Annotated in this window: 22 protein-coding genes; 15 read left to right on the top strand and 7 right to left on the bottom strand. The window is 66.2% G+C overall.

Annotated features, from left to right (window positions below; translation table 11 throughout):
* Positions 1 to 10: 10 nt before the first annotated feature.
* The 4 genes from M1247_RS35010 to M1247_RS35025 all read right to left on the bottom strand — a co-directional run bounded on the left by M1247_RS35010 (position 11) and on the right by M1247_RS35025 (position 5,661).
* A complete protein-coding gene (locus tag M1247_RS35010) occupies positions 11 to 1,021 on the bottom strand; it encodes an FAD binding domain-containing protein (RefSeq protein ID WP_317161054.1) in 1,011 nt (336 codons plus the stop codon).
* On the bottom strand, positions 1,018 to 1,548 hold the full coding sequence (locus tag M1247_RS35015) for a (2Fe-2S)-binding protein (protein ID WP_317161094.1): 531 nt from the start codon (positions 1,546 to 1,548) through the stop codon (positions 1,018 to 1,020). The genes M1247_RS35010 and M1247_RS35015 overlap by 4 nt, the downstream gene beginning before the upstream one ends.
* The gene (locus M1247_RS35020) at positions 1,548 to 3,740 is read right to left on the bottom strand and encodes a xanthine dehydrogenase family protein molybdopterin-binding subunit (RefSeq protein ID WP_317161055.1); all 2,193 of its coding nucleotides are present in this window, start codon (positions 3,738 to 3,740) and stop codon (positions 1,548 to 1,550) included. Before M1247_RS35020 ends, M1247_RS35015 begins: the two co-directional genes overlap by 1 nt.
* 103 nt (positions 3,741 to 3,843) lie before the next feature.
* Positions 3,844 to 5,661, bottom strand: coding sequence for a helix-turn-helix domain-containing protein (locus M1247_RS35025; protein ID WP_317161056.1), 1,818 nt, complete (start codon positions 5,659 to 5,661; stop codon positions 3,844 to 3,846).
* A 101-nt stretch (positions 5,662 to 5,762) separates the two neighbouring features.
* On the opposite strand from M1247_RS35025, the gene M1247_RS35030 reads away from it, so the two are divergent.
* From M1247_RS35030 to M1247_RS35050, 5 genes are read left to right on the top strand one after another with little or no spacing between them, the layout of a single operon-like run.
* Positions 5,763 to 7,256, top strand: a complete 1,494-nt coding sequence (locus M1247_RS35030) for an aldehyde dehydrogenase (protein WP_317161057.1) — start codon at positions 5,763 to 5,765, stop codon at positions 7,254 to 7,256.
* A 35-nt stretch (positions 7,257 to 7,291) separates the two neighbouring features.
* Positions 7,292 to 8,656: an MFS transporter gene (locus M1247_RS35035; protein ID WP_317161058.1), complete on the top strand. Its 1,365-nt coding sequence runs from the start codon at positions 7,292 to 7,294 to the stop codon at positions 8,654 to 8,656.
* Complete coding sequence (locus tag M1247_RS35040; protein WP_317161059.1) at positions 8,653 to 9,843, top strand: FAD binding domain-containing protein; 1,191 nt, start codon at positions 8,653 to 8,655, stop codon at positions 9,841 to 9,843. Before M1247_RS35035 ends, M1247_RS35040 begins: the two co-directional genes overlap by 4 nt.
* Before the next feature lie 27 nt (positions 9,844 to 9,870).
* Positions 9,871 to 10,317 carry a cupin domain-containing protein gene (locus M1247_RS35045; RefSeq protein ID WP_317161060.1) on the top strand — a complete coding sequence of 149 codons (447 nt, stop codon included), beginning with the start codon at positions 9,871 to 9,873 and terminating at the stop codon, positions 10,315 to 10,317.
* The gene (locus M1247_RS35050; protein WP_317161061.1) at positions 10,314 to 11,288 is read left to right on the top strand and encodes an amidohydrolase family protein; all 975 of its coding nucleotides are present in this window, start codon (positions 10,314 to 10,316) and stop codon (positions 11,286 to 11,288) included. Before M1247_RS35045 ends, M1247_RS35050 begins: the two co-directional genes overlap by 4 nt.
* On the opposite strand, the gene M1247_RS35055 is transcribed toward M1247_RS35050, so the two are convergent.
* Together M1247_RS35055 and M1247_RS35060 are read right to left on the bottom strand one after the other, a co-directional pair.
* Entirely contained in the window at positions 11,267 to 12,082 is an 816-nt protein-coding gene (locus M1247_RS35055) for a maleate cis-trans isomerase family protein (protein ID WP_317161062.1), read from the bottom strand. The two genes, M1247_RS35050 and M1247_RS35055, sit on opposite strands and share 22 nt — an antisense overlap.
* A 37-nt stretch (positions 12,083 to 12,119) precedes the next feature.
* Positions 12,120 to 13,151, bottom strand: a complete 1,032-nt coding sequence (locus M1247_RS35060) for a 2,5-dihydroxypyridine 5,6-dioxygenase NicX family protein (RefSeq protein WP_317161063.1) — start codon at positions 13,149 to 13,151, stop codon at positions 12,120 to 12,122.
* A 209-nt stretch (positions 13,152 to 13,360) separates the two neighbouring features.
* Between M1247_RS35060 and M1247_RS35065 the strand changes: the two genes are divergently transcribed.
* The 9 genes from M1247_RS35065 to M1247_RS35105 all read left to right on the top strand — a co-directional run bounded on the left by M1247_RS35065 (position 13,361) and on the right by M1247_RS35105 (position 22,768).
* Positions 13,361 to 13,864, top strand: a complete 504-nt coding sequence (locus M1247_RS35065) for a MarR family winged helix-turn-helix transcriptional regulator (RefSeq protein ID WP_317161064.1) — start codon at positions 13,361 to 13,363, stop codon at positions 13,862 to 13,864.
* Positions 13,865 to 14,077: 213 nt separating this feature from the next.
* The gene (locus M1247_RS35070) at positions 14,078 to 15,346 is read left to right on the top strand and encodes an FAD-dependent oxidoreductase (RefSeq protein WP_317161065.1); all 1,269 of its coding nucleotides are present in this window, start codon (positions 14,078 to 14,080) and stop codon (positions 15,344 to 15,346) included.
* Between the two features lie 35 nt (positions 15,347 to 15,381).
* The gene (locus tag M1247_RS35075) at positions 15,382 to 16,050 is read left to right on the top strand and encodes an isochorismatase family protein (RefSeq protein WP_317161066.1); all 669 of its coding nucleotides are present in this window, start codon (positions 15,382 to 15,384) and stop codon (positions 16,048 to 16,050) included.
* A 7-nt stretch (positions 16,051 to 16,057) separates the two neighbouring features.
* Positions 16,058 to 16,903, top strand: a complete 846-nt coding sequence (locus tag M1247_RS35080; protein ID WP_317161067.1) for an alpha/beta fold hydrolase — start codon at positions 16,058 to 16,060, stop codon at positions 16,901 to 16,903.
* 11 nt (positions 16,904 to 16,914) lie between these two features.
* The gene (locus tag M1247_RS35085; protein WP_317161068.1) at positions 16,915 to 18,318 is read left to right on the top strand and encodes an MFS transporter; all 1,404 of its coding nucleotides are present in this window, start codon (positions 16,915 to 16,917) and stop codon (positions 18,316 to 18,318) included.
* The gene (locus tag M1247_RS35090) at positions 18,315 to 19,190 is read left to right on the top strand and encodes an FAD binding domain-containing protein (RefSeq protein ID WP_317161069.1); all 876 of its coding nucleotides are present in this window, start codon (positions 18,315 to 18,317) and stop codon (positions 19,188 to 19,190) included. Before M1247_RS35085 ends, M1247_RS35090 begins: the two co-directional genes overlap by 4 nt.
* Positions 19,190 to 21,592, top strand: a complete 2,403-nt coding sequence (locus M1247_RS35095; RefSeq protein WP_317161070.1) for a xanthine dehydrogenase family protein molybdopterin-binding subunit — start codon at positions 19,190 to 19,192, stop codon at positions 21,590 to 21,592. Before M1247_RS35090 ends, M1247_RS35095 begins: the two co-directional genes overlap by 1 nt.
* A complete protein-coding gene (locus M1247_RS35100) occupies positions 21,585 to 22,115 on the top strand; it encodes a (2Fe-2S)-binding protein (protein WP_317161071.1) in 531 nt (176 codons plus the stop codon). The genes M1247_RS35095 and M1247_RS35100 overlap by 8 nt, the downstream gene beginning before the upstream one ends.
* Positions 22,112 to 22,768 (top strand): SRPBCC family protein, encoded by a 657-nt coding sequence (locus M1247_RS35105; protein ID WP_317161072.1) that lies wholly within the window; start codon positions 22,112 to 22,114, stop codon positions 22,766 to 22,768. Before M1247_RS35100 ends, M1247_RS35105 begins: the two co-directional genes overlap by 4 nt.
* Positions 22,769 to 22,794: 26 nt before the next feature.
* Here the strand turns inward: M1247_RS35105 and M1247_RS35110 are convergent, their stop codons facing one another.
* Entirely contained in the window at positions 22,795 to 23,391 is a 597-nt protein-coding gene (locus M1247_RS35110) for a DUF2510 domain-containing protein (protein ID WP_317161073.1), read from the bottom strand.
* A 336-nt stretch (positions 23,392 to 23,727) separates the two neighbouring features.
* Here M1247_RS35110 and M1247_RS35115 point away from each other — a divergent pair, with 336 nt between their 5' ends.
* Positions 23,728 to 25,701, top strand: a complete 1,974-nt coding sequence (locus M1247_RS35115; RefSeq protein WP_317161074.1) for an OPT family oligopeptide transporter — start codon at positions 23,728 to 23,730, stop codon at positions 25,699 to 25,701.
* Positions 25,702 to 25,705: the final 4 nt, after the last annotated feature.

Here is a 25,705-nt window from a genome sequence, read left to right on the forward strand (position 1 = left end):
GCAGCCTGGCTCAGGACGGCGGGCCGGCCACCTGGGCATCCCGGTCGACGGCGGCCAGCCTCAGCGCGCGGACGACACTGTGGCGGCCCAGGTCGACTTTGAATCCGTTTTGGGCGAGGGGTCGGGCGTCGGTCATCGCGAGCTGCGCCGCGGCATCGAACGCCACTGCGGTGGGCCGTTTACCGATGAGGCTGGCCTCCGCGTCGTGAAGCCGCCACGGGGTGGCCGCCACGCCGCCCATCGCGAGGGCCGCCGCGGTGATCACATCGTCGTCGATCTGCAGCCCGGCCGCGACGGACACGAGCGCGAAGGCGTAGCTGTGGCGGTCGCGGACCTTGAGGTACCAGGAGTGGTTGAAGAACTTCGACGGTGGCAACTCGATCCCGACGATCAGATCGTGGGGTTGCAACGTGTTGTCGACGGCCGGGGTCTGGCCGGGCAGCGCGAAGAACTGGCCGATCGGAATGCTGCGTCGCCCGTCCGGGTGCTGCACGTGTACGACGGCATTCAGAATCGCCAATGCCACCGCCATATCCGACGGATGGACCGCCACGCACTCTTCGCTGGCGCCGAAGATGGCGTGCTCCCGGTTGAATCCGTGGAGCGCGGCACATCCGCTTCCCGGGTTGCGCTTGTTGCACGCCGAGAAGGCAGGTTGCATGAAGTACGGGCATCGGGTGCGCTGCAACAGGTTTCCGCCGGTGGTGGCCATGTTGCGCAGCTGCGTGGTGGCCCCGCTGAGGATCGCGTGCGACAACACCGGGTATTGGGTACGGATGAGGCGGTGGTTGGCCAGCGCGGTGTTGGTCACGCCGGCCTCGATGAACACCCCGCGCGCCGGGGTCGAGGTGATCGAGGTCAGGCCGAGGCGTCGCAGGTCGATCAGAGCCGAGGGCTGTTCGACACCGCTTTTCATCAGGTCGATGAGGTTCGTGCCGCCGGCGAGGTAGGTCGCTCCGGCAGTGGCCGCGTCGATGGCGTCCTCGACGGAGGTGGCGTGGGTGAAGTCGAAGGTTTTCACGAGTGACGGCTTTCCACGACGGCTTCGATGGCCTCGACGATGTTGGCGTACGCGCCGCAGCGGCAGATGTTGCCGGCCATGCGTTCCCGGATCTCGGCTCTGGTCAGCCGTGGGCAGCCGGTGATCACGTCGTCACGGGTGCCGTCGAAGGTGGCGGTGCTCAGGTCGCCGCGCCGGTACTCCTCAAGCATCGCGTGGGCCGACGAGATCTGCCCGGGTGTGCAGTAACCGCATTGGAATCCGTCGCAGTCGAGGAAAGCCTGCTGGACCGGATGCAGGTCCGCGTCGCCGGCGACCCCTTCGATGGTGAGGACCTCGGATCCGTCGACGGAGGCGGCCAACGTCAGGCAGCTGAGCACCCGCTCGCCGTTCAGGGACACCGTACAGGCGCCACACAGACCGTGATCGCAGCCTTTCTTGGTGCCCGTCAGGTGCAATCCCTCCCGGAGGACGTCGAGCAGCGTGGACCTGACGTCGATCGTGATCTGGCGGACCTCGCCGTTGATTCGTAGCTCTATGGGGTGCATCATGATTCGTCTTTCGCGGGCGGGTACGAGGCCATCAGGTTCTCCAGGGTGATTGGGAGGGCGCGCAGTCGCTTACCGGTGGCGTGGTGGATGGCGTTGGCGATGGCGGCGGGAACCCCGCAGCTGCCGATCTCACCGATGCCGCGCACGCCGATCGGGTCGAGCGCGTAGTCGGGATGATCGACGAAAGAGACATCGAATTCGGGCCGGTCGGCATGGGTGGGGACGTAGTACTCGCCGAGGGGCAGCGCGGTCGCTTCATCGTGCGGAATCTGTTCGAGCAGAGCCATGCCGAGCCCGAACGTGATACCGCCCATCACCTGGCTGCGGGCCAGCTTCGGGTTGAGCACGCGGCCGCAGTCCATGACCGCCACCCAGCGGATGACGCTGACCCGCCCGAGCTGTTCGTCGACCTCGACCTCGCAGAAGTGCGCACCGAAGGACTGGAAGGCGTGTGCACTCTGATCCCCCGCGTCGCTACTGGTGTCAAAGCTCAGTTGTTCCTGGTATTCGCCAGCCGTGTCCGGGTCTTCGGTCAGCGCGGCGAATCGGCGTTTCCATTCGGTGGCGGCGGCGAAGACGGCGGAGCCGACGGTGGCTGTGGTCTGCGAGGCGCCGCTGTAGGGCGCCGCGGGGAAGTGCGAGTCGCCGGACAGGAAGCTCACCCGGTCCAGCGGAAGACCGGTGACATCGGCGGCGACCTGAGTCATCACGGTGCGCACACCGGTGCCGATTTCATGTGTGGCCGAGGAGAATTGGACGGAACCATCGGCGTGGGTGACGACGCGGCAGCCGGCCGGCATCCGGCGCCCGGGGTAGGTGGCGGTGGCCAGCCCCCAGCCGACCTGAACGCCGTTGCGTGGCATCGAGCGGGGTGCGGTGGGACGGTCCTGCCAGCCGAAGCGGCGTGCACCCTGCTCGTAGCACTCCAGCAGATGCTTGCCGGACCAGGGCTTGCCACTGGCCTGATCGAGATCAGTGTGATTGCGGATCCGCAGCTGGAGTGGATCGGCACCGACCTGCTCGGCGAGTTCGTCGACGGCGACCTCGAGGGCGAACAGGCCCGGCGCCTCACCGGGGCCGCGCATGAAGCACGGGGTGGGCGCATGGATGCGGGCCGCCCGGTGCGACACCACCAGGTGCGGCGAGTGGTACAGGATCCGGGTGGAAAGCCCTGCAGGTTCGCAGAAGTGGGCGACGGTCGAAGTCTCGGTCAGGGTGTGGTGCTCGGTGCTGCAGATCTGGCCGTCCGCGTCGGCGATCAACGTGATGTCCTGCTCGGTGCGCGGCCGGTGACCGGTCGAGGTGAACATCTGATCGCGGGTGAGCACCAGTTTGACGGGCCTGTCCACGGCCCGGGCGGCGACGGCACACAACACCACGTGCATCCACAGGAAGCTTTTCGAGCCGAAGGCGCCGCCCACCAACGGCGACAGGACGCGCACGTGCTCCTCCGGTATGCCGAGATAGGCGGCCAGCGCGGTCCGCTCGCCGGCGATCCACCGGGTGCTGTCATGGATGGTCAGCTGGTCACCGTCCCACTGCGCGATCGTGGCCGACAGTTCGATCGGGTAATGGGCATTCATCGGCGTCGTGTAGTGCGCGTCGACGCGGTTCACCGCGGTTTCCCCATGTGGTGCAGTGCCGCGCCGGTCCTGCAGCTTCTCCTCTTCCAGCTTCACGAAGTGATCGGGCAGGTAACTGCCGTGCCGGATCTGTCCATCTTTCTCGTCGGGCGCCTGCGGTTGGTCGAGCACGGCTCGCGCGGTCAACTGGGCCGGTGTGCTCTGGTAGTCCAGAGTGAACAACGACGCCGCGTCGGTGGCGTTTTCGAACGAGTCGGCGACCACCAGAGCCAGGTGCTGGCCCACGTGTTGGACGGTCAGATCCGATAGCGGTGGGCGCCGTTCCAGCGGCAGATCGAAGGTCAACTCCGCGGGCAATCGTTGTAGTTCAGGGCAATTCAGCGGCGTCAGCACGTGCAGCACCCCGGGCGCCCTCCCGGCGCGGTCGGCGCCGGCGCGCAGGGACTCCTCGGTGACGTGCCCGTGTGGGATCTCGGCTTGCACCAGGACCGCGTGGACCAGTCCGGGCACCACGACGTCGGCGGTGTAGCGGGCCCGGCCCGTCACCTTCTCCGCCCCTTCGACACGGCTGACGGGCCGGCCCATGCTTTCGTGCGCTGCGGGCATGTGCGGCCTCTCCGTGGTGTCTGACCCTACAAGTGTGGGCGGCCCCGACGATCCCGACCAATGTCAGTCAGCACATAAATTCCGCAATAATGTGTGCTCGACGCTACTCGCCGACGGACGCCACGTCCTGCACCGTCAGCGCGGCACTGAAGTGCACGGCCACGGACGGGTCCGTGAGATCGACGTCGCACAGCGTCTCGATGCGACGCAGGCGCTGCGTGACGGTGTTGGGATGCACGTGCAGGGCGGCGGCCGTCGCGGCACGGTCGAGCTTGCAGGCGAAGTAGGTGCGCAAGGTGCCGACGAGGTCGGTGTGATGGGCGTCGTCGTAGGCCAGCAGCGGGCCCAGCGCGCGGTCGGCGAACGCCGCCAATTGCGCGGCGTCGTCGAGCTGCAGCAGCAGTCCCAGCACGCCCAGATCCTCCAGTTGCACAACAGTGTTCGTCCGTCCCGACCGCACCGCGATGTCGAGGGCGCCCTTGGCGGTCCGGTAGGCCTCGCCGTAGCTCAGGGCACTGCGCGGCGACACCGTCACCGTCGCGGTGGCGGCCGTCGAGGCCGCGGCCATCGCGCGTTGCACCAACGCGGCCGCGGAGTCCCGGGACTGGGCCTCGTGCCCATCTTCGGCGGGCCACATTGTGACGATGTTGCCGCGGTGCATGGCCGCCAGCGGGCGGGGCCGGTGTGGTGTCACGAGTTCGGAGACCAGCGACAGCGCCCGTTGATAGACGCGGTTGTCGACCGGCTCTGCCCCATCGGTCAGGGCGCCGACGATCGCGGTGTGCGGTCGGGTCAGATTGTGGCCGAGCCGTTGCGCCCGCTGCAGCAACTGCTCCGACAGCACCGGCCCACTTCCGAGAAGATCGGCGAGCAGCTCACCGCGCAGCCGGTGTTCGACCTCGGCCGCGGTACGCATCCGCAACAACTCCAGGGAGATGACGATCGACGCGTGCTCGACCGCGCGCACACCGACCGGGTCCAGCGCAGAATCACGGTGCGGGAACCAGATTCGGGCCGCGACGTCGTCACCGAGCCGGGCCACGGCAACGAAGAACCGCGCTGCGCCGTCGTCATCGGCGTCGTCATCGTGGGGGTTCACCAGTACCGGCGCTGACCCTTCCGACGGTTCCACGACCGCGCGCGCCCGCCACTGCGCATCCGGCAACTCGCCCGCGTCCCCGGCCGTCGCCAGCACGACGTGCCGGGTGTCGTCGATGAGTACCGGCCGGGCGATCAGTTCGGTGAGCACCGCGGCGATCCCGCTGAGCCCGCCGGATCGCAGCGTGACGGCAAGGAGGCGGTCGTGGATCTGCTCCGAACGGGTCAACACGTCACGTTGGGCACGCAACGACTCGTTGAGCTGCCGGAGTTGGTCGAGCCTGCTGGCCGAGGTCAGCGCGATGGCCGCGTGGTTGGCGAGCAGCGTGAGCCGCTCGATCTCGAACCCGGTGAAGGTGTGCACGGGCGTGTAATAGCCGTTCAGGGTGCCGAGCACATCGTCGCCGGCCACCAGCGGAACGCAGACGATGGCCCGGTAACCCTGCTCCCCGGCGACGCCGCCCCACGGCCCGAACTCCGGCTCGTGGGTGATGTCGCGCAGCGCGACCGGCTGACCGCCGCGGAAGGCCCGACTCGACGGTGACCCGCTGTCCAGCCCGATCGGCCGATCGGTGTTGACGCGGGCGACGTATTCAGCCGACAGCCCGCTCCAGCCGGTGATGAGCAGGTTCGCCTCGGGCGCGTCGGGTGTCAGGACCCCCACGAAGTCGAATCCGAGCAGGGTGCGGGCGGTGTCGGCGACCAGATTGAGGACGTGACGCAGATCGGTCGCCGACGTCGAGACCGCACTGAGTTCGCGCAGCGCGCCCAGCCACGTCAGAAGCTCCGAACCGGGCCTGCCACCAGAACTCGCTCCTGTCATACGCACACAATGCCACCCGGGTGTTCGTAGGCACACAACATTTCGTAAATGGTGTTGCCGTTGACATTGAGGTGCGTTCGCGGTGTGACGACACTCATTGCATGACCGACACCGTCACCGACATCACCAGACAGGACGAGGTTCCCTCGACGCCGACCGGGCGCGCCATCATCAACCCCGCGACCGGCGCCCCGATCCAGACCGTGCCAGAACATGGGGCCGCCGGGATCGATGCGGCGGTCGCCACCGCGTTGACCGCGTTCCAGAGCGGGCCGTGGCCGACGATGGTGCGCAGCGAGCGGGCGCGACTGCTGCTGCGCATCGCCGACGCGATCGAGGCCGCCTCCGAGCGGCTGTACACCCTCGAGGCCCTCAACAATGGCCGACCGATCACCGAGACCCGTGCCCAGCTGTCGCGGGTGCCGGAATGGTTCCGCTACAACGCCGGCCTGCTCGCGGCGCAGCGTCAGGCCGTGCTGCCCGGCGACGGCCCGTATCTGACCTACCAGCAACGACTTCCGCTGGGGGTGTGCGGCATCATCACCCCGTTCAATCATCCCCTGCTCATCTTGGCCCGCAGTGTGTCCGCGGCGCTGGCCAACGGCAACACCGTGGTCGTCAAACCGTCTGAGCTGACGCCGTTGACCACGCTCGCACTGGCCGACATCATGGCCGAGGCCGGGTTGCCCGACGGCGTGGTCAACGTGGTGACCGGTGCCCGCGAGGCCGGTGCCCGGTTGACCCAGCACCCCGACGTCGCCAAGATCACCTTGACCGGCGGGACCGAGGCGGGCCGGGCGGCGGCGCAAGCCACCGCGGCCCGATTCGCCAGGGTGACAGCCGAACTCGGCGGCAAGACACCGGTGATCGTCTTCGACGACGTGGACCCGGTGCACGCCGCCGAGGGCGCTGCGTTCGCCGCCTTCGTCGCCGCCGGTCAATCCTGTGTCGCCGGTTCACGTTTCCTGGTGCAGCGCGGGATCTACGACGCGTTCGTCACCGCATTGTCCGACCGGGCGCGGTCCATCCGGATCGGCGACCCCAGCCTTCCCGACACCCAGATGGGACCGCTGATCAGCGCCCGACAGCGCGGCAAGGTACGCGACCTGATCGCCACCGGTATCGCCGAAGGCGCCCGCCTTGCCGCCGGCGGAGCGGTACCCGAGCTGCCGAAACCGTTGCAGGAGGGTTTCTTTCTGCAACCCACGGTGCTCGCCGATGCCGCCATCGACATGACCGTCGCTCAGCAGGAGATCTTCGGACCGGTCGCGGTGGTGATCCCGTTCGGCAACGAGGACGACGCGATCCGGATGGCCAACGACAACCGGTACGGCCTGGGTGCGGGCGTCTGGACCCTCGACATCGGGCGGGCCCACCGCGTGGCGTCGCGCATCGTCGCCGGCATGGTCTGGATCAACGACCACCACCGGCTCGAACCGTCGCTGCCCTGGGGCGGCGTCAAGGAATCCGGGATTGGCAAGGACGCAGGCGTCGAGTCCTTCGACGACTTCTCCTGGATCAAGACCGTCGTGGTGCGGACCGCCACCGAACCCGTCGACTGGTACGGCGGCCACGACCAGGGCCGGTTGAACTGATGAGTTCATCAGCGCCCCAACGAAAGGCACCTCCCATGTCAGGTGGCACATCCAGTGGATGGCGCACCGAGATCACCCGGACCCAGTGGCTGGTGCTGGCAGGCACCACCCTGGGGTGGGGTCTGGACGGCTTCGCAGGCAGCCTGTACATCCTGGTCCTCGGACCGGCGATGACCGAGTTGTTGCCCAACAGCGGAGTCCAGGTCGCCCCGGCCGCCATCGGTTACTACGGCGGGCTGACCGTCGCGCTGTTCCTCATCGGCTGGGCCACCGGCGGCATCCTGTTCGGGCTGCTCGCCGACTACTTCGGACGCACCAGGGTGCTCTCGGTGGGCATCTTGACCTACGCGGTGTTCAGCGCGCTCGCCGCATTCTCCGACAACTGGTGGCAGCTGGGCATTTTGCGCTTCGTCGCCGGCCTGGGCTCGGGCGTCGAGGCACCCGTCGGGGCAGCGCTGATCGCCGAGACCTGGCGCAACCGGCACCGCGCCCGCGCCTGCGGAATCATGATGTCGGGATACGCCGGCGGGTTTTTCGCAGCGGCCGTGGCCTACGCGCTGCTGGGCAGCCACGGCTGGCGGCCAATGCTGTTCCTGGCCGGTCTGCCCGCACTGTTGGTGTGGTTCATCCGCCGCTACGTGCCTGAGCCGCCCGAGATCGAAACGCACATGAAGGCGCGTCGCGAACGGAAGCGGCTGGGCACCAATACCGCTGCGGATCGGTTCGTCCTGCGCAGGTTATTCGAACCACCGCTGCTACGGCCCATGCTGGTGTGTACGGCGCTCGCGACCGGCGCGCTGATCTCCTTCTGGAGCGTCACCACCTGGTACCCCCAGATCCTGCGTCAGCTGACCGCGGCTGAAGGTTTACCCCGCGACGTCGCAGATCATCGGGTGGCGATGGCCGCGATGCTGTTCAACGCCGGCGGCATCATCGGTTACGCCTCGTGGGGCTTCCTGGCCGATGCGATCGGGCGTCGCAGGGCGTTTCTGATGAGCTTCGCGGTGTCGGCCGTCGTCGTCGCGTGGACCTTCCCGTTCGACCGTGGCTACACCGAGTTCCTCATCGCGATGCCGCTGCTCGGGTTCGGGTTGTTCGGTTCCCTGTCCGGGACGTTCATCTACGCCCCCGAACTGTTTCCGCCGAGCGTGCGGGCCACCGCTCTTGCGGTGTGCAACAGCGTCGGACGGTATGTCACCGCGCTGGGTCCGCTCACCGCGGGTGCGATCGCCACCTCCTGGTTCGGCGGCAATCTCGGCCTGGCGACGGCGTGGGTGGCTGCCCTCGGCCTGATCGCCGTCGTCGGTCTCGCGTTCGCCGCGGAGACCCGCGGCCAGCCGCTGCCGACCGACCCCAGCCATGACCCGTCCACCCACCAGACCGAGAAGAGCCCGTCATGACCGATTACACCGGAGCGTCGGCGATCGTGGTCGGCGGTTCGATCGGTGGCCTCACGGCCGCGCTGCTGCTGCGCGACCTCGGGTTCACCGTCGACGTCTACGAACGCACACCGACCGCGCTCGACGGCCGCGGCAGCGGCATCGTCCTGCAACCCGATACCACCCGCTGGTTCACCGAGCGCAGCGGCCAGGACATCGCCGACCTGAGCACCGCGACCAACTACGTGCAATACCTCGACCGGTCCGGTGACGTGCTCTACCGCGAACAGTGCACCTGGACCTACACGTCGTGGGGCACGTTCTACCGGGCGCTGCTCGCCGACTTCGGCAGCGAGCACTACCACTACGGCGAGTTCGCCTGCGGATTCAGCCAGGACGAGCACGGTGCCACCGTCCGATTCGTGAGCGGCAGAATAGAATCCGCCGACCTGGTCGTCTTCGCCGACGGCGTGACCTCGGCGGCCCGACAGCGCTTCGACGCCGACGCCACCCTGCGGTATGCCGGTTACATCGGTTGGCGCGGCACCGTGGCGCTGCGCGATCTCGATCCCGCCACCCAGGCGGTCTTGCACGATGCCATCACCTACGACGTGATCCCCCACTCACACATCACGATGTACCCCATCCCCGGCGAGAACGGTCTCGGTCTCGACCAGCGTCTGATGAACTACGTCTGGTACCGCAACGTCGCGGCCGGTCCGGATCTCACTGAGATGCTCATCGACAAGCGCGGCTTCACCGGCTCGGTGTCCGTGCACCCGGGACAGGTTCAGGATCGCTACGTGGCGGAGATGAAACAAGCTGCCGCCGATACGCTGGCGCCCGCGATCGCCGAAGTGGTGACCGCCGCCGAAACTCCCTATCTGCAGGTGCTTTCCGATGTCCGATCGACCAGGATGGCACAGGGCCGGGTGGCGTTGATCGGTGACGCCGCCTGCGCCGCCCGCCCGCACGCCGCGGCGGGCACCGCCAAGGCTGCCGCCGACGGCTGGGCACTGGCCGCCGCGCTCAGCGACGCCGGCGGTGACATCGTCGCCGCCCTCACCAAATGGGAACCGGCGCAACTGCAACTCAGCGATTCGCTGTTGCGCCGGGTCATTTCGATGGGCGAACGCTCCCAGGTCACCAACACCTGGACACCTGGCGACCCCGACCTGCGCTTCGGCCTGTACGGGCCGGGACGCTGACCTACCGCTTTCTGGAAAGGAAAACCGATGACCGACAACAATTTCCTCACCGACCTGCCGCTGGCCGGCGAGCTCGTCGCCTCCGGCTTCGACAGCTGGCCGGACTGGCTCAAGGACGAGTTCCGCGAACACGCCCACGACGGCGAGGTCGGATCCCGACTGCTGAGTGAGGATTCCCGCGTGCGGGTGTGGGAGATCCGGTTGGCCCCGGGAGAACGCTGGCACGCCCACCGGCACGTGCTGGACTATTTCTGGACCGCGATCAACGCCGGCAGCAGCCGCCAGCACACCCATGACGGCACCACCCGCGAAGTGTCCTACCAAGACGGGGAAACTCGCCACTTCCATTTCGGGCCAGGCGAATACCTGCTGCACGACATCGAGAACATCGGCGACAATGACCTGATCTTCACCACCGTCGAACATCTCGACAGCGCCAACGCCGCCCTGCCGATAGGAAACACCACGCCATGATCACCCGACCGCCGGCACCCGGCATCATCGATGTGCACGCACACTGGCTGCCCCGCAACCTGTTCGAGCTGCCCGGCGGCGGCCCGCACGGCGGGATGCACGACCGCGACGGCCAGCTCTATCTCGGCGACCTCCCGCTGTCGATTGCGACCAGCTCGATGAGCGACGTCTCGGCGATCCGCGACAATATGCGCCGCGCCGAGGTCGGTGTCCGGGTGCTGTCCGCGCCGCCGTTCGCGTTCCCCCTCGAATCCGGCGCCGACGCCTACGTCACCAGCTTCAATGAGGCCCTGGCCGATGTGGTCGCCGACAGCGGCGGTGCGTTAGTCGGGCTGGGGATGGTCACCGTTGCCGACCCTGCGGCGGCAAGCGTCCAGATGGAGGCACTCGCACAGACCGAAGGCATCGCCGGCATCGCGATCCCCCCGCTCGCCGGCGGTCAATCGCTCGACGGGTCGGCGCTGCACCACGTGCTGCGTGAGGCGGTCCGGCTGGATCTGGCGGTACTGGTCCATCCGATGCAACTGCCGCGGCCGGAATGGGCCGAGTACTACCTGACCAACCTGATCGGCAACCCTGTCGAATCCGCCACCGCCGTGGCCTCTCTCATCCTCAGCGGCATCAAGGACGCACTACCCGGGCTGCGGATCTGCTTCGTGCACGGCGGTGGTTGCGCGCCAGGGCTTCTCGGCCGGTGGACCCACGCATGGACCAACCGCGCCGACGTCCGTCGCGCGACGACCCGGCCACCGCAGGAGCCGTTCGCCGAACTGTTCTTCGACACCGTGACCCACGATCCTCACCAACTCAGGCTGCTGTGCGAGCTTGCGGGGCCGCAGCGCGTGGTGTGCGGCAGCGACTATCCGTTCGACATGGCCGAAGCCGATCCGGCACGCTTCGCCGTCCAACACGGGCCCGGCCGGGAGGCGCTGATCCGGGCCGGGATGGACTACCTGGGGCTGCCTTCATAGACGTTGTCGTCGATCTGCTCGCGAGCCTCGTTGCCTGGCCGAGCGGAATCACCGCTGAGCAGTCGGCCGGCCTGCGGGACCACCGTGGCCAGACCGAGCGTGTCGAGAATGGTGTAGGTCGTCGCGGTCGCGGCCGACAACACGGGCAGGCCGGCCTCCTTCTCCACCACGTCGATCGCTTCCAGCGACGGCATCTGGACACAGGCGGACAGCACGATCGCGTCCGCGCCTCGCAGAGCGAGTTTGCGCCAATGAGATTGAAGATCAGTGGGATCGAGCCGGGCGACGGCGAGGTTGTCGGAGACTTCCAGGCTGAGCGCATCGACGACCTCGGTGCCTGCATCCTCGATGTAGTGGGCCACCATCTTCGTCAGCGGCTTCAGGTACGGAGTGATGATCGCGACGCGGCGTGCCCCCAGCGCCTGGATTCCGTTCAGTAGTGCTCCCGCACTCGAAACAACCGGTGCGGCGGAGCCTCCCGCGGCGAGCCCGCGGGCGATGTCGGCTTCGGCGGTGCAATGAAACTTCGGGCCCTGGGCCATGATGGCAACCAGGCACGCCGAGGCAACCACGTCGGGATCGGCGTCCGCCAGTTCTGCGGCGGAGCGCTCGGTTTGCGCATTCATGGCCCGCAACTGCTCAGGAGTGACGTGCTGCATGCGCATCCGGCTGGAGTGGAAGACGAAGCGCTCATTCGGAAGCAGGCGCTCCCGCGCGGCCAGCATGCGCGGAAGCTCGGTCTCCATCGTGAGATTGGAACTGGGGACGATCAATCCGACGTGATAGTCGGTCATGCGCGACTTCCTTCCGGTGTGAATGCTGGCTGATGTGTCACCGACGCGCGGCCGGCTTCATGTCGTCGACCACCACGTCGCCGTCGCGGACGATCGGCTCGTCGTCGAGATAGAGCGTGCAGCCGCGCATTGGTATGTCGAAGTGACACGGCGTGTCGTTGGGGCCACCGAGTTCGTTGTTGGGCCCGATCGAGAACATCACGTTGCCGTAGAACGAGCGCAGCTCCATCCCCATCCCGCCGGGGAACTGGGTGAGGCCGTGCCAGTGTGCGCGCTCGTCGAGACCCCAACCGACGTGGGACATCCCGTATCCACGTGGATCGTCGAACGACTCGATGTAGGAGGACAACAGGCTTGCGTCCAGACCGCCGCGGATGTCGGTGATCAACCCGTTCTCGATGGTCAAGGTCACTTCTGTCTGCACATAGGTGTTGAAGGGCAGCAGGACATCGCCGGGCGCGAGGACGATGGTTCCGTCCACGCCGTCGTCGGCGCCGCCGCTGAAGACGAAGGCGGCCGGCCAGTGGTCCCATCGTCCCGGGGTGTCGGTGTATCCGTACTCGCTGATGGTGGGATACACCCCCAATTGGTACACCACATCAGTGCCCGCGGGGCTGGTGATTCTCATCGTCTGCGCCTTGGCGAGCAACTCTGCGCCCACTTCTACACGTTCGCGAAGCTCGCGGGTAGGCATCAACCGCGCCAGTAAGGGTGCCGGTTCCACCACGGTGAGTATGCGCGTCTGAGCATCTTGTATGGCGAACTGCTCTTTACTGAACAGCAGGAAGGTCAGATCCACCAACATGTCACTCTGCTTGAGTGCCTCGACCGCAACGGGATTGGTACCGAGCCCGGATTCTCCGACGGACCAGGCGCCGCTTGCCGACTGAGCGGGCGGAAGCCGAAGGTGAAAAGCGCTGGCGCCCAGTTTCCCTGCCGCCCACAGCGCGGCATCAGCATAGTCATTACGTTCGCCACCGCGGGTGAGTACCGAGACCGTCTCGCCCTCGCGCACTGCACTCAAGGTCAGCTGGCGCAGAAAGATGTCGTTCAGCTGGTTCTGATCCACGGGGCATCTCCTCCTGGTCTTCGAAACAGGCAGGGGGTAGTCGACCGAGCGCACCTGCCGAATTAGTCCGAACACTGACTATTCGCTTGGCGCCCCCGTTCCGTCAAGGCATTGCCGGAAATTTGTCACCTCCGGCTACCGCCTCGGCATATCGCATCCGCCGGACATGGGCCTCATCGCCGCAGCCGGGAAGCACTATCATGGGCGACGTGGCCAACAGTCGATCCGTTGCCGACGCCGCTCGGTCGGTCCCCTCTTCCGCCTCTCCGGCCACACCTCCGGAGTTGGCGCAAGCACCCGGCTACCTGGCGCGCAGACTCCACCAGGCTTACCTCGCGTCCTGGGTTCGGCACGTCGACAGCACGCTCACCGGCCCCCAGTTCGCAGTGTTGAACACCGTGTTTCGCCATCCCGGTCAAGATCAGGGGTCACTGGCCTCCTCGGTCTCGGTGGATCGTTCGACCATGGCGGATGTGGTCCGTCGGTTGGAGGAGCGCGAGCTGGTGGAGCGCCAAAGCGATCCACGCGATGGCCGCAGGAAACTTCTTTTTCTCACCACCAAGGGCGAGAAGGTTTTTCGCGCGGCCAACCGCCGGACACGGGAACTCGACGAGCAACTCCTGGCCGGAAAGACACCGGCCGAACGCGCTTCGCTGATCGCACTGCTGGGCGAACTGGCCGAGCATTGGGAATCGATCGCCCCCATTTCGTGACCGCTGCCTGACCCGGTAACGAGCCGAGCTCACCGAATCTCTGTCCCGAAAATCGGTGCAGGGGTCTTGACTTCAGATATCGTCCGTGTTCGGATTAATTTCCGATAGTGCAGGTTCGGGTCAGCGGCTTGTCGCGACCCGGGTATTCGTGGTGCGTAGCGGCATCGGGTTTGCGTCCGAGCCCGGTTGCATGTCGTCTCCAGGAGAGGACCCATGGTGAGAATCGGTCAGTCGTTCGAAGTCGTCGTGGTCGGAGCAGGCCTGGGCGGCCTGACCGCCGCTCTGGCGCTGCGTCAAAAAGGGTTCAGCGTCACGGTTTTGGAAAAGTCTCCCGAGTTGGGAGAAGTAGGGGCCGGCATCCAGACCGCTCCGAACGCAAGCCGTGTCCTCATCGGGCTGGGACTGCGCAAGCAGCTGGAGAGAATCCACACCGAGCCGCAGGACCAGGTGCGCAGGCGATGGAAGGACGGCAGCATCATCGCCGTGACGTCACTGGGGTCACGATGCATCCGCGACTACAACGCGCCCTATTGGCACTACCATCGGGCAGACCTGCACCGGGTGTTGCTGGACGCGTGCGTCGAGTCCGACCCAGGTCCGGTGGTACGGATACACACCAACGCCGCCGTCGTCGACATCGATCAATCGACGCCTGAGCGGCCTGCCGCCGTGACCTCCGAAGGGCGCCGTTTCGATGCCGACGTGATCATCGGGGCGGACGGCATCCGCTCCGCGGTGCGGGACGCCGTCGGGTTCGTCGACACCCTCGAGTTCTCGGGCGAAATGGCTTACCGCGCCTTGATTCCCGGCGACAAGATCGCCGCCGATCCCGCTACCCGCTGGCTGGTGGACCGATTTCAGAGCACGATCTGGTATGGCCCGGACCGCCATCTGGTGCACTACATGATCCGTGGAGGCGAGTACCTCAACGTCGTCGCCATCGTGCCGTGCAGTGCCAAGATCGAGCAGGAGTGGTCCGGCCCGGCGTCCGTGCACGATCTCACCGACGCCTTCCCCGGCTGGGACGACCGGGTACCCGCAATGTTGTCGAAGGCGGAGGGCAATGCTTCCGTGTGGGCGATGTACCGGCGCCGGCGGGACCCGGTGTGGGTCGACGGCCGGGTTGCACTGCTGGGCGATGCCTGCCATGCGATGCTCCCCTACCAGGCGCAGGGGGCCTCGCAGGCGATGGAGGACGCCGCGGTCCTCGCCGAGGAGCTGGCCGAAGTATCCCGCCGGGACATCGATTCCGCGCTGATGCGTTACGTCGCCCGCCGGGCCAAGCATGCCGGGATGGTGCAGGACGCATCGTTGGAGAACATGTCTCTCTACCACCTACCCGACGGGCCTCAACAACAGCTTCGGGACGAGAAGCTCCGCAATTTCGATGGCGAGTCGGACGTGTCCTACGACTGGCTCTGGAGTGGGACACCGCTCAAGGACGCCGACCTCCCCGCGTTCACCTACCCCTTCGCGAAATGAGCAGCGACGGTTTGCCGCCGGGAAACGGAGATGACGTGACGCGCCGAACACATTGGGGCCGCGACACCGACCGGGTGTACGACACCGCGGGCTTCGGATCGCCCGCCCGCCGAGGCGATCGACCGGCGGTTGTCGTCGTGGACCTCACGTGCGGATTCACTCAATCCGATTATCCGACCGGGTCCGACCTCACCGATGTGGTGATCGGCACTGAAAGGCTCTGCACGACAGCCCGTTCGGCCGGCATTCCGGTGATCTACACGGTGATCGCCTACACCCCGGCCGAGGCCGATGGCGCGTCGATCGCCTGGTTGGACAAGGCCCCCGGTATGCGCGCCATGCGCGCAGGCTCGGACGCGGCCACGATCGATCCCCGACTGACGGTGACCGAAGCCGACGAGATCATCGTCAAGAAGGGCGCTTCGGCGTACTTCGGTACCCATCTCGCGGCGCTGCTCACCAGTCTGCACAGAGACACCGTCATCGTGTGTGGTGCCACCACCAGCGGATGTGTCCGCGCAACCGCGGTCGATGCGGTCCAATACGGGTTCGGCGTCATGGTGGTCAGTGACTGTGTCGGTGACCGAGCCGAAGGTCCGCATCTGGCAAATCTGTTCGACATCGACGCCAAATATGGCGACGTGGTCGATCTCGCAAGTGCAATCGAGTACCTCCAATCGGCCACTGCGGCCGCCAACGGTTAGGACCTACGTGGACCGTCGATATCTGACCCAAGAAGCGCTGGCCGATCTCGCGACCGTGCCTGCGACCAGCCGCTGGGTCATCGCCAATTCGGTTGCCCTGCATGTGCTGGACTACGACGCCGCACCGGCGGCACCTCCACTTCTGATCCTGCCGGGCATCACCAGCCCCGCCATCACGATGGACTTCGTGGCCACGGAGCTCACCGACATCGTTCATCCGTATGTGGTGGACATCCGCGGGCGTGGACTTTCCGATTCCGCCGCGTCCTACACACTCGACGACTACGCCGAGGATGTCGAAGCCATCGTCACCGATCTCGCCCTGCGCGACGTCATCATCCTGGGCCACTCGATGGGCGCCCGTATCGCGGCCGTGGTCGCTGCCCGGGGACGCGTGCCGGTGCGTTCGCTGCTGTTGGGCGATCCGCCGATGAGTGGCCCCGGCCGCGGCCCATATCCGACCACGCTCGAGACGTTCCTCGCCCAGCTTTCCGAGGCTCGCGCCGGGACGACAACCGCCGAGGTCGCGAAGTCGTGGCCACGGTGGCCGGAGTCCGAGCAACGGCTTCGGGCGCACTGGCTGTCCAGTTGCGATGTCGACGCCGTTTCGCAGACCCACCGAGGTTTCGAGACCGACGATTTCTTCGACGTCTGGCCCAAACTGACCGAAGCGACCACCATGATCTACGGCGCCGACAGTCCTGTGGTGACATCGGATGGCGTCGAGCTGGCACGATCGACCAACCCGCAGGCCAATCTGGAGTCCGTTCCCGATGCCGGCCATATGTTGTTCTGGGACAACCCGGCCCCGGCTCTGGCGAGCGTTCGCCGGGCTCTCGCCGGATCGATATAGCGAGGCCCGTGATGCAGACAGCTGAGCAAGTCGTCCAACAACTGCCCTGGCGTTGGAATGTTCAGGGGCGGGTGTTCATCATCGGCGGACTGGGCTACATGTTCGACGCCTGGGATGTGGTGTTGAACGGGTTCCTCACGCCACTGGTCGGCGATTTCTGGGGATTGGGTCTCGGCGAGCGCGGCCTGGTGGCCACCGCGAACCTGATCGGCATGGCGATCGGAGCCGTGTCCTGGGGAACAGTCGCCGACAAAGTCGGCCGGAAGAAGGCGTTCAGCATCACCATGCTGATCTTCGCGGTGTTCTCCGTTCTGGCGGCGCTGTCACCCTCCTATTGGGTCTTCCTGCTGCTCCGCTTCCTCGCCGGTTTCGGGCTCGGTGGTTGCATCCCCGTCGATTATGCGATCGTCAGCGAGTTCTCTCCGGCCCGGTTGCGGGGCCGGGTGTTGGCGGCGATGGATGTGTGGTGGCCGATCGGAGGAACGTTGTGCGGACTGGTCGCAACGCTGCTGGTTCCGGTCGATCCCGATCTTCGCTGGCGAATCATGTTGACCTTCATGGTGTTGCCCGCACTCCTGCTGTTCTGGGCGCGTCGGTCGATTCCGGAATCGCCGATTTATCTGGCCCGGACCGGTCGGCAGGAGGAGGCGCGGGTGATCGTCGACGACCTGGTCGCCAGGACGGGCACCCCGCCGACCCCATACGGGTTCAGCGCTCCTGAAGTGGTGGCGAAGATGACGCTGGTCAGCGCGGCGGCGCAACTGCGTGACATCTGGCGGTTCAGTCCCCGGATCACCAGCACCGCGTGGGCGCTGTTCATCACCATCATGCTGCTCTACTACGGGGCGCTGAGCTGGATGCCGTCCATCCTTCGCCAGAGCGGGTACGGCAGCTACGCCGCGTTCGCCGGAACGACGTTGATGACGGGAGTGGGCATCATCGGTGTCCTGGTCTCGGCATGGCTGTGCGAAAAGGTCGGCCGCAAATGGGTGATCGGTGTGTCCGGTCCGGTGGCAGCGTTGGCGCTGGTGTTCTTCGGTCTGACGTTGCCCCTGGACACGGCACCGCTGCTGTTCCTGGCGATCTTCGGCTTCGTCATCCAGCTGACCATTCCGGTGCTGTATGCGTATGTGTCGGAGCTGTACCCGACGCCCATGCGCGCCAGCGGATTCGGCTGGGCGTCTTCGGTGAGCCGGGTGGCCTCGGGCTTCGTACCGCTCTTGTTCGGCACGCTGCTGTGGCCGAACTTCGGTCTGCCGATGACCTTCGCCATCATCGGCGGCGCGGTGGTGGTCGCCGTAGCATGGATGAGCGTTGGAGCACCCGAAACCAAGGGGCGTGAACTGGACACATTGGAGCCCATCAGGGCAAGGCCAGAGGTCGCCCCTCCCCCTGACGTGCGGAGTGGTGCATGAAACCTGCCGCCTTTCAGTACCATCGAGCGCACAGCGTCGCGCAGGCGGTCGATCTGCTGGCAGAGTTGGGGGAAGACGCGAAGATCATCGCCGGTGGGCAATCGCTGGTGGCCATGATGAACTTCCGGCTGGCACGGCCGACGAGTTTGATCGACGTCTCCGGCATCACCGACCTACGCTACGTCGATCGGGACCAGACACTGACGATCGGCGCCCTCACCACGCACTACGACATCGAACGCACCTTCAAGCCTGTACTTTCCGAAGGCTACGCCGTGATCAGCGATGCGATGCAGTGGGTCGGACACCTGCCGATTCGGACGCGGGGAACCATCGGGGGCAGCATCGCGCATGCGGATGCCACTGCCGAATGGTGTCTGCTAACCGTTCTGCTGGACGCCGAAATCGTCGTCGCATCGACACGCGGAGAACGAACGATCGCCGCCTCGGAATTCTTCTTCGGCCTGTACACCACCGCACTCGAATACGACGAGATGATCGTCGCGGTGCGCTTCCCCCGCCCTGCCCCGCATGCGGTGTTGACCGAATATGCGCAGCGTCATGGCGATTTCGCGGTCGTGGCGGTGGCTGCGGATCTCGATGTGACCGACGGTGAGGTGGTCTCGGGTCGCGTCGCACTCGGCGGTGTGTCGCCCATACCGATCGTTTCCGCGACGGCGCGGGCGTTCCTGGATTCGGCCGGGCCGATGACCGTCGACCTTGCCGAGCGCTGCGCCACCGATACCGTCTCCGCGTTGGAGTTCGACGAGGTAGACGCACCCGGCGGAACGGATTACCTGCGCGGCCTCACTCATCACCTCCTCGTCACCGCCTTGCTTCGGGCGGCAGCCCATGAGAGCGTGGCGGCCTGATGGCGGCGCACGCCGGTGGACGCGACCATCTGCTCGCGCGCGGCGGTTCCTGGGTGGGATCCTCGATCCGTCGCCGCGAGGATCCACGTCTGTTGACGGGCTCCGGTCGTTTCGTCGACGACATCTCCCTCCCCGGATTGCTGCACGCCCAGTTCGTTCGATCCACCATCGCCGCCGGTACGGTCAGTTCCCTCAACCTCAGTGCGGCACAGTCGATCAAAGGTGTGCGGGCCGCGTGGGGCGCCGATGACCTCGGGCTGCGGGGCATCGTCGCCACTCTCGACCGGCCATTGGCCGAGTTCGTCCCTACGGAGATGCCGATTCTCGCCGACAGGGTGGTCCGCTTCGTGGGAGAGCCGCTGGCCATCGTCGTGGCCACCGACCAGTACCTCGCCGAGGACGCCATCGAAGCCGTCACCGTCCAATACGAGCCGGGCGTCGCCGTGACAACGATCGACGAGGCACTCTGCGACGGCGCACCGCTCGTGCACGACGGGGCCACCCGCAACACCCTCGTCGACGTGTCCCTGTTCGACACCGAGGGCACCGACGAAGCCTTCGAGTCAGCCGCCGTCGTGGTGACGGTGCGCAGCCAGACCGGGCGGCAGAACGCACTCCCGATCGAAACCCGAGGCGCCCTGGCCTACTGGGATGAACGCGACGAGCAACTCGTCATGTACACCTGCACGCAGGTGCCACACTTGGTCCGCACGGTTACGGCCAGGTCGCTGGGACTCGACGAACACAAAGTCAGGGTGATCGTGCCCGATATGGGCGGTGGGTTCGGGATCAAGTGTGTGGTCGGCCGCGAGGAGATCGCCGTTGCGGCGGCAGCATTCCGCTTACGCAAACCCGTCAAGTGGATCGAAGACCGACGAGACGCGTTGACGGCATCGTTCCTGGCTCGTGAACAACGCTACGACGTCAAGGCGGCCTTCGATGACGAGGGCAGGCTGCTGGCCATCGATGCCGATGTCATCTGCGACATGGGTGCCTACTCGTGCTATCCGTTCACCGCCGCGATTGAACCGCTGATGGCGTCGTCGGAGCTGCCCGGGGTCTACAAACTGCCCGACTATCGCGTGCGGGGACGCGCCATCGCGTCGAACAAGGCGCCCTCGGCACCGTACCGAGGAGTGAGCAGGCCCCAGTTCGTGATGGTCGTCGAACGGTTGATGGAGCGCGCGGCCCGCGAACTTGCGGTGGATTCCGTCGAGATCAGGCGGAGAAACCTCATCACCGCGTTCCCCTACACCGGAGTCAACAACGTCACCTACGACCCCGGTTCGTACCTCGAATCATTGAATCTCTGCGAGGAGACGCTACGCCGTGAAGGCTGGTTCGATCTTCGCGACCGAGAACCCAATCGGCACATAGGAATTGGATTCTCGTGCTTCAACGAGCGGACGGGTTACGGTTCGGCGGCATTTGCGGCGAGGAAAATGGACGTCGTCACCGGGTTCGACATATCGGACATCACGATGGACCTGGACGGGACCGTCGTGGTCACCACCGGGACCCTCAGCCACGGGCAGAGCCATGAGACGACGATGGCGCAGATCGTCGCCGACAAGCTTGGCCTCGACATCGAGCAGGTCAAGATCCATCAGGGCGATACCGACCGAATCGTCTATGGATTCGGTAGTTTCGCCAGCCGATCCATCACGATTGGTGGGAGCGCTGTCGCGCTCGCCGCGGTCAAGCTCGGAGATAAACTCCGTGACATCGCAGCCCATCTTCTCGACACCCACCTCGAGAACGTCGAGCTCGGTGCCGGACGAGTTCACCGCGTCGACGATCCTTCGGTGTCGCTGTCCTATCCTCAGCTCGCCGACGTCGCCTACGCAAAGGCCCACCTCATGCCCAAGGGCGTCGAGCCGGGCCTGCGGGCATCGGCGAGTTTCGACGCCGCCGGTGACGGGACGTTCTCGAATGCCACTCACGGTGCTGTGGTCGAATTGTTCGAGGGCACCGGCGATGTGAAGATACTCAGGTACTTCTGTGTGGAGGACTGCGGCGTGGCGATCAACCCCACCGTGGTTGAGGGCCAAGCCCGCGGCGGCATCGCGCAAGGCATTGCCGGTGCCCTCTTCGAAGAGGTCACCTACGACTCCACCGGTCAACCGCTGGTGGCCAGTTTCATCGACTATCGAGTACCTACGGCATGCGAAATTCCCGACATCGGCATCGCACACCTGGAAACGCCATGTCTGTTCACCGAATCCGGCGCCAAGGGCGCCGGCGAGGGCGGCACCATCGGCGCGCCCGCGGCGATACTCAATGCCGTCAACGACGGGTTGCGCGACACGGGCATCGAACTCAACGACACCCCCATTTCCGTTCACGCTGTCGCCGCTGCCCTCTCCCGCATCACGATGACAACGAGGGTTGCCGATGACTGAGCGCATACTGATCGAGCTGACCGTCAACGGTGTCGAGCACGAGCTGATCGTCGAACCGCGCCGCACACTCGTCGACGCACTGCGCCATGACATCGGTTTGACCGGCACGCATGTCGGCTGTGAGCACGGTGTGTGCGGCGCATGCACGGTGTTGATCGACGGGGCGCCGACGCGGGCGTGCCTGATGTTCGCCGTACAAGCCGAGGGCAGGGAGATCCGCACCGTCGAATCCCTTGCCGGGGCCGACGGCAGGCTGAGCGATCTGCAGCAGGCCTTCACGGACAACCATGGATTGCAGTGCGGCTTCTGTACCCCCGGATTCCTCATGCTCGCTCAGGGATTCCTCGACGACGTCCCCGATCCCAGCCGTGCGCAGATTCGCGAAGTCGTGGCGTCCAATCTGTGTCGGTGTACGGGCTACCAGGGCATCGTGGACAGCATCGCTTCGTGCGCCGCGCGCCGGCGGACGGCCCGCGAAGCCGACGTCGAACCGACCACCCCCGAAGATCGGCGAGCGAAGTGAAATTGCACAACACCGTGGCCATCCCCGCCGCACCGGGCGAGGTCTTCGCGCTCATCCAGGACGTCGAGCGGATTGCGGTCTGCGTGCCCGGGGCCACGTTGGCCGGCCGGGACGGCGACGCGTACTCGGGCAGCATCAAAGTCCGCGTGGGGCCCATCTCCGCCGCATACGACGGGAGATTGCGGTTCGTGACGACCGACGAGGATCGGTGGCGCATCGTGTTGGACGCCAAGGGTGTCGACTCGCATGGCGGCGGGGACGCGCAGGCACACGTCGAACTTGCGGTCATCGAAGTCGACGGCGGATCCGAATTGCGGGTCGATACCGATCTCGTGCTGAGCGGCAAGATCGTCGCGTTCGGCAAGGGCGCGATCGTCGCAGTCTCGAACAAGCTCATGGAGCAGTTCGCCAACAATGTTGCGGCACTTCTGCAATCCGGTCCGCTACCGCAGGCCTCCGCAGCAGTCGCCGCCGGTGCACCCGCACGCCCGACTCGGCAGTCTCCTGCCCAGGAACCCGCGTTCGATTCGACGCTCGACCTGCTGTCGATGGTGCCACCCGGTGCGAAGAAGGCCGTGATGTTCGGCGGCGTCTTCTTGGCTGGCATTGTCGAAGGCTGGCTCATTTCCCGAGCATTTCCCAGGCGCCGCTGACGGCATCCTCGTATGGGACCTTCACCTCATGGCGATTCCGGTGGCAGGTAGCGGCCATGGGTGCCGCGGGGGTCACCCTCCTGGTACAGCTGGTCTTCGTAGTCGGCCCGGTTGGCGAGCATGTCCCGCTGGAACTGTTCCTGGCGCTGCTGTTCCTCGCGTGCCTGCGCGGACTTGAGCGCCCAGAAACCGGCCCCGGCGAGGATGCCCAGAACAGCGAAAACGACGAACAGCCACGGGTGTTCGGAGGCGGTGCCCAGGAGGACCAATCCACCGAACACTGCCGCCACCATCAGCGGCCGGCGATTCGAGACCCGCGCGATCCCACCCGCGCCGGTGCTGACCGCCACCGAGGACGACGATCCCCCGAATAGGGCGACCAGGATCCAGACCGGTAGCCACAGCCCGCACGTGAGCAGCGTGAGGATCAGGTGCACAGCGTGGTTGGGGCCGCCGCCGGCGGAGACCGCGACCGCGACGGCCTGCGCGGGTGGCGGCGGAGGAACGGCCGGCGGGGTGGGCGCGAAATGCTGGGTCCACCGGCGACCGTCGTGATACCGCTGGCCGGGCTGACCACCCGGATCCGGGTACCAGCCAGGTGCCGGCGCGTTCTGATCTGTCATGTCCGATTCCTTTCGCAACGGTGCATCCGCAAGCGAGCTGAACAGAATGACACCGGCCACCGACAAGCTTGAGATTCCGATCGCCGACCCGGACTGGCGCGACGCAGATCCAAGCCTGATATTTCGAGACGCATTGCTGCGCTTTAGGATGCGGTTACAAAAGTGCCGTAACGGCATTGCGGCGGCAGGTCGCCTCATTTGCCGGGCTGCGCGCACTCCCCGATCATGTCGTGCCGCTGCACCGATCAACCCGCGCTACCGCCTCACGGGGCTTAACGTGTACCAGCGGACCGCCGTGCAAGGTGGCTCGCTGCAACGCACCGAGAGGATGCCGAGTTGGCTGTCGCAACCCCCGCCACACCCACACTGCGTGAACTGACCGTCCGCGGGATCCTGCTGGGCGGCGTGATCACGCTGGTGTTCACCGCCGCCAACGTCTACCTCGGCCTCAAGGTCGGCTTGACGTTCGCCACCTCCATCCCAGCGGCAGTGATCTCGATGGCGATCCTGCGGAACTTCGCCAACCACTCCATCGTGGAGAACAACATCGTGCAGACCGTCGCCTCGGCGGCGGGCACGCTCTCTGCGATCATCTTCGTGCTGCCCGGGCTGATCATGATCGGCTGGTGGACCGGATTCCCCTACTGGACCAGCGTGGCTGTCTGCGCCGTCGGCGGCATCCTCGGCGTGATGTACTCCATCCCGCTGCGCCGCGCCCTGGTGACCGGCTCGGATCTGCCCTTTCCCGAAGGGGTGGCCGCCGCCGAGGTCCTCAAGGTCGGTGACAGCAGCAGTGGTGTCACCGAGAACCGCATCGGTATCCGGCTCATCACATTCGGCTCGCTGGTATCGGCCGGTTTCGCGCTACTGGCCAACGTGAAGGTGTTCGCCAATTCCGTGGCGGCCTACTTCCGCGTCGGTGCGGGCGGCTCGATGTTCGGCGCCAGCCTGTCCTTCGCGTTGATCGGGGTGGGGCATCTGGTCGGGATGACGGTCGGTATCGCGATGCTCGTCGGGTTGGTCATCTCGTTCGGGGTGATGCTGCCGATCCGCACCATTGGGGCCTTCGGGACCGGCGAACCCATCGGCGACGTCATCGACAGCGTGTTCGCCAGCGATGTGCGGTTCATCGGGGCCGGAGCGATCGCAGTGGGCGCAGTGTGGACACTGCTGAAGATCCTGCGCCCCATCATCAAGGGCATCACCGAGGCGCTGACCTCCGCGCGTGACCGACGACAGGGCCAACTGGTCGACATCACCCAACGCGACATCCCGTTCCCCATCGTCATGGGCACCGTGGTGGTGATGCTGATCCCGATCGCCGTGCTGCTGTGGGATTTCGGCCGCGGCACCGCTCTGCAAGGCAGTTCGGCCGGGATCATCGGTATCAGTGTGGTCTTCGTCTTCGTCATCGGCCTGGTGATCGCCGGGGTGTGCGGCTACATGGCCGGTCTGATCGGCGCGTCGAACAGCCCCATCTCCGGAGTGGGCATCCTGACGGCGCTCATCGCCGCGCTCGCAATCAAGATCGTGTACGGCCACGCCGACGAGGGCCAGGCCACCGCACTGGTGGCCTACACCCTGTTCGCGACGGCCATCTCCTTCGGCGTGGCCACCATCTCCAACGACAACCTGCAAGACCTCAAGACCGGTCAACTGGTCGGCGCCACCCCGTGGAAGCAGCAGGTGGCGTTGGTGATCGGCGTGCTGTTCGGTTCGGCGATCATCCCGCCGGTGCTCGACCTGATGCAGAGCGCCTTCGGGTTCCTCGGTGCGCCCGGCGCCACCGACAACGCCCTGGCCGCGCCGCAGGCCGCACTGATCTCCTCACTGGCCAAAGGAGTGTTCGGCGGATCACTGGATTGGTCACTGATCGGCCTGGGCGCAGCGATCGGGGTCGGTGTCGTCATCGTCGACGAGATCCTGAACCGCACAACCCGATTCGCCTTGCCACCGCTGGCCGTCGGGATGGGCATGTACCTGCCGATGAGCCTGACGCTGATCATCCCGCTCGGCGGGCTGCTCGGCTATTTCTACAACAAGTGGGCCCAGCGCACCGGCGGGGACGTCGAACGCAAGAAGCGCCTCGGCGTCCTGATGGCCACCGGCATGATCGTCGGCGAGAGCCTCTACGGCGTCGTCTTCGCCGGATTCGTCGCCGGCACCGGAAACGACGATCCGTTCGCGCTCTTCACCGGCAACGACGGGAACTTGGCGCAGATCATCGGGATCGTGGCGTTCGCGGCGGTAATCATGTGGCTGTACAAGCGGACTCAGACGATCGCGGGGCGTGAGGTAGTCAAGGATTGAGCTG

This window comes from Mycobacterium appelbergii (assembly GCF_032883035.1).
Taxonomy (GTDB): Bacteria; Actinomycetota; Actinomycetes; order Mycobacteriales; family Mycobacteriaceae; genus Mycobacterium; species Mycobacterium appelbergii.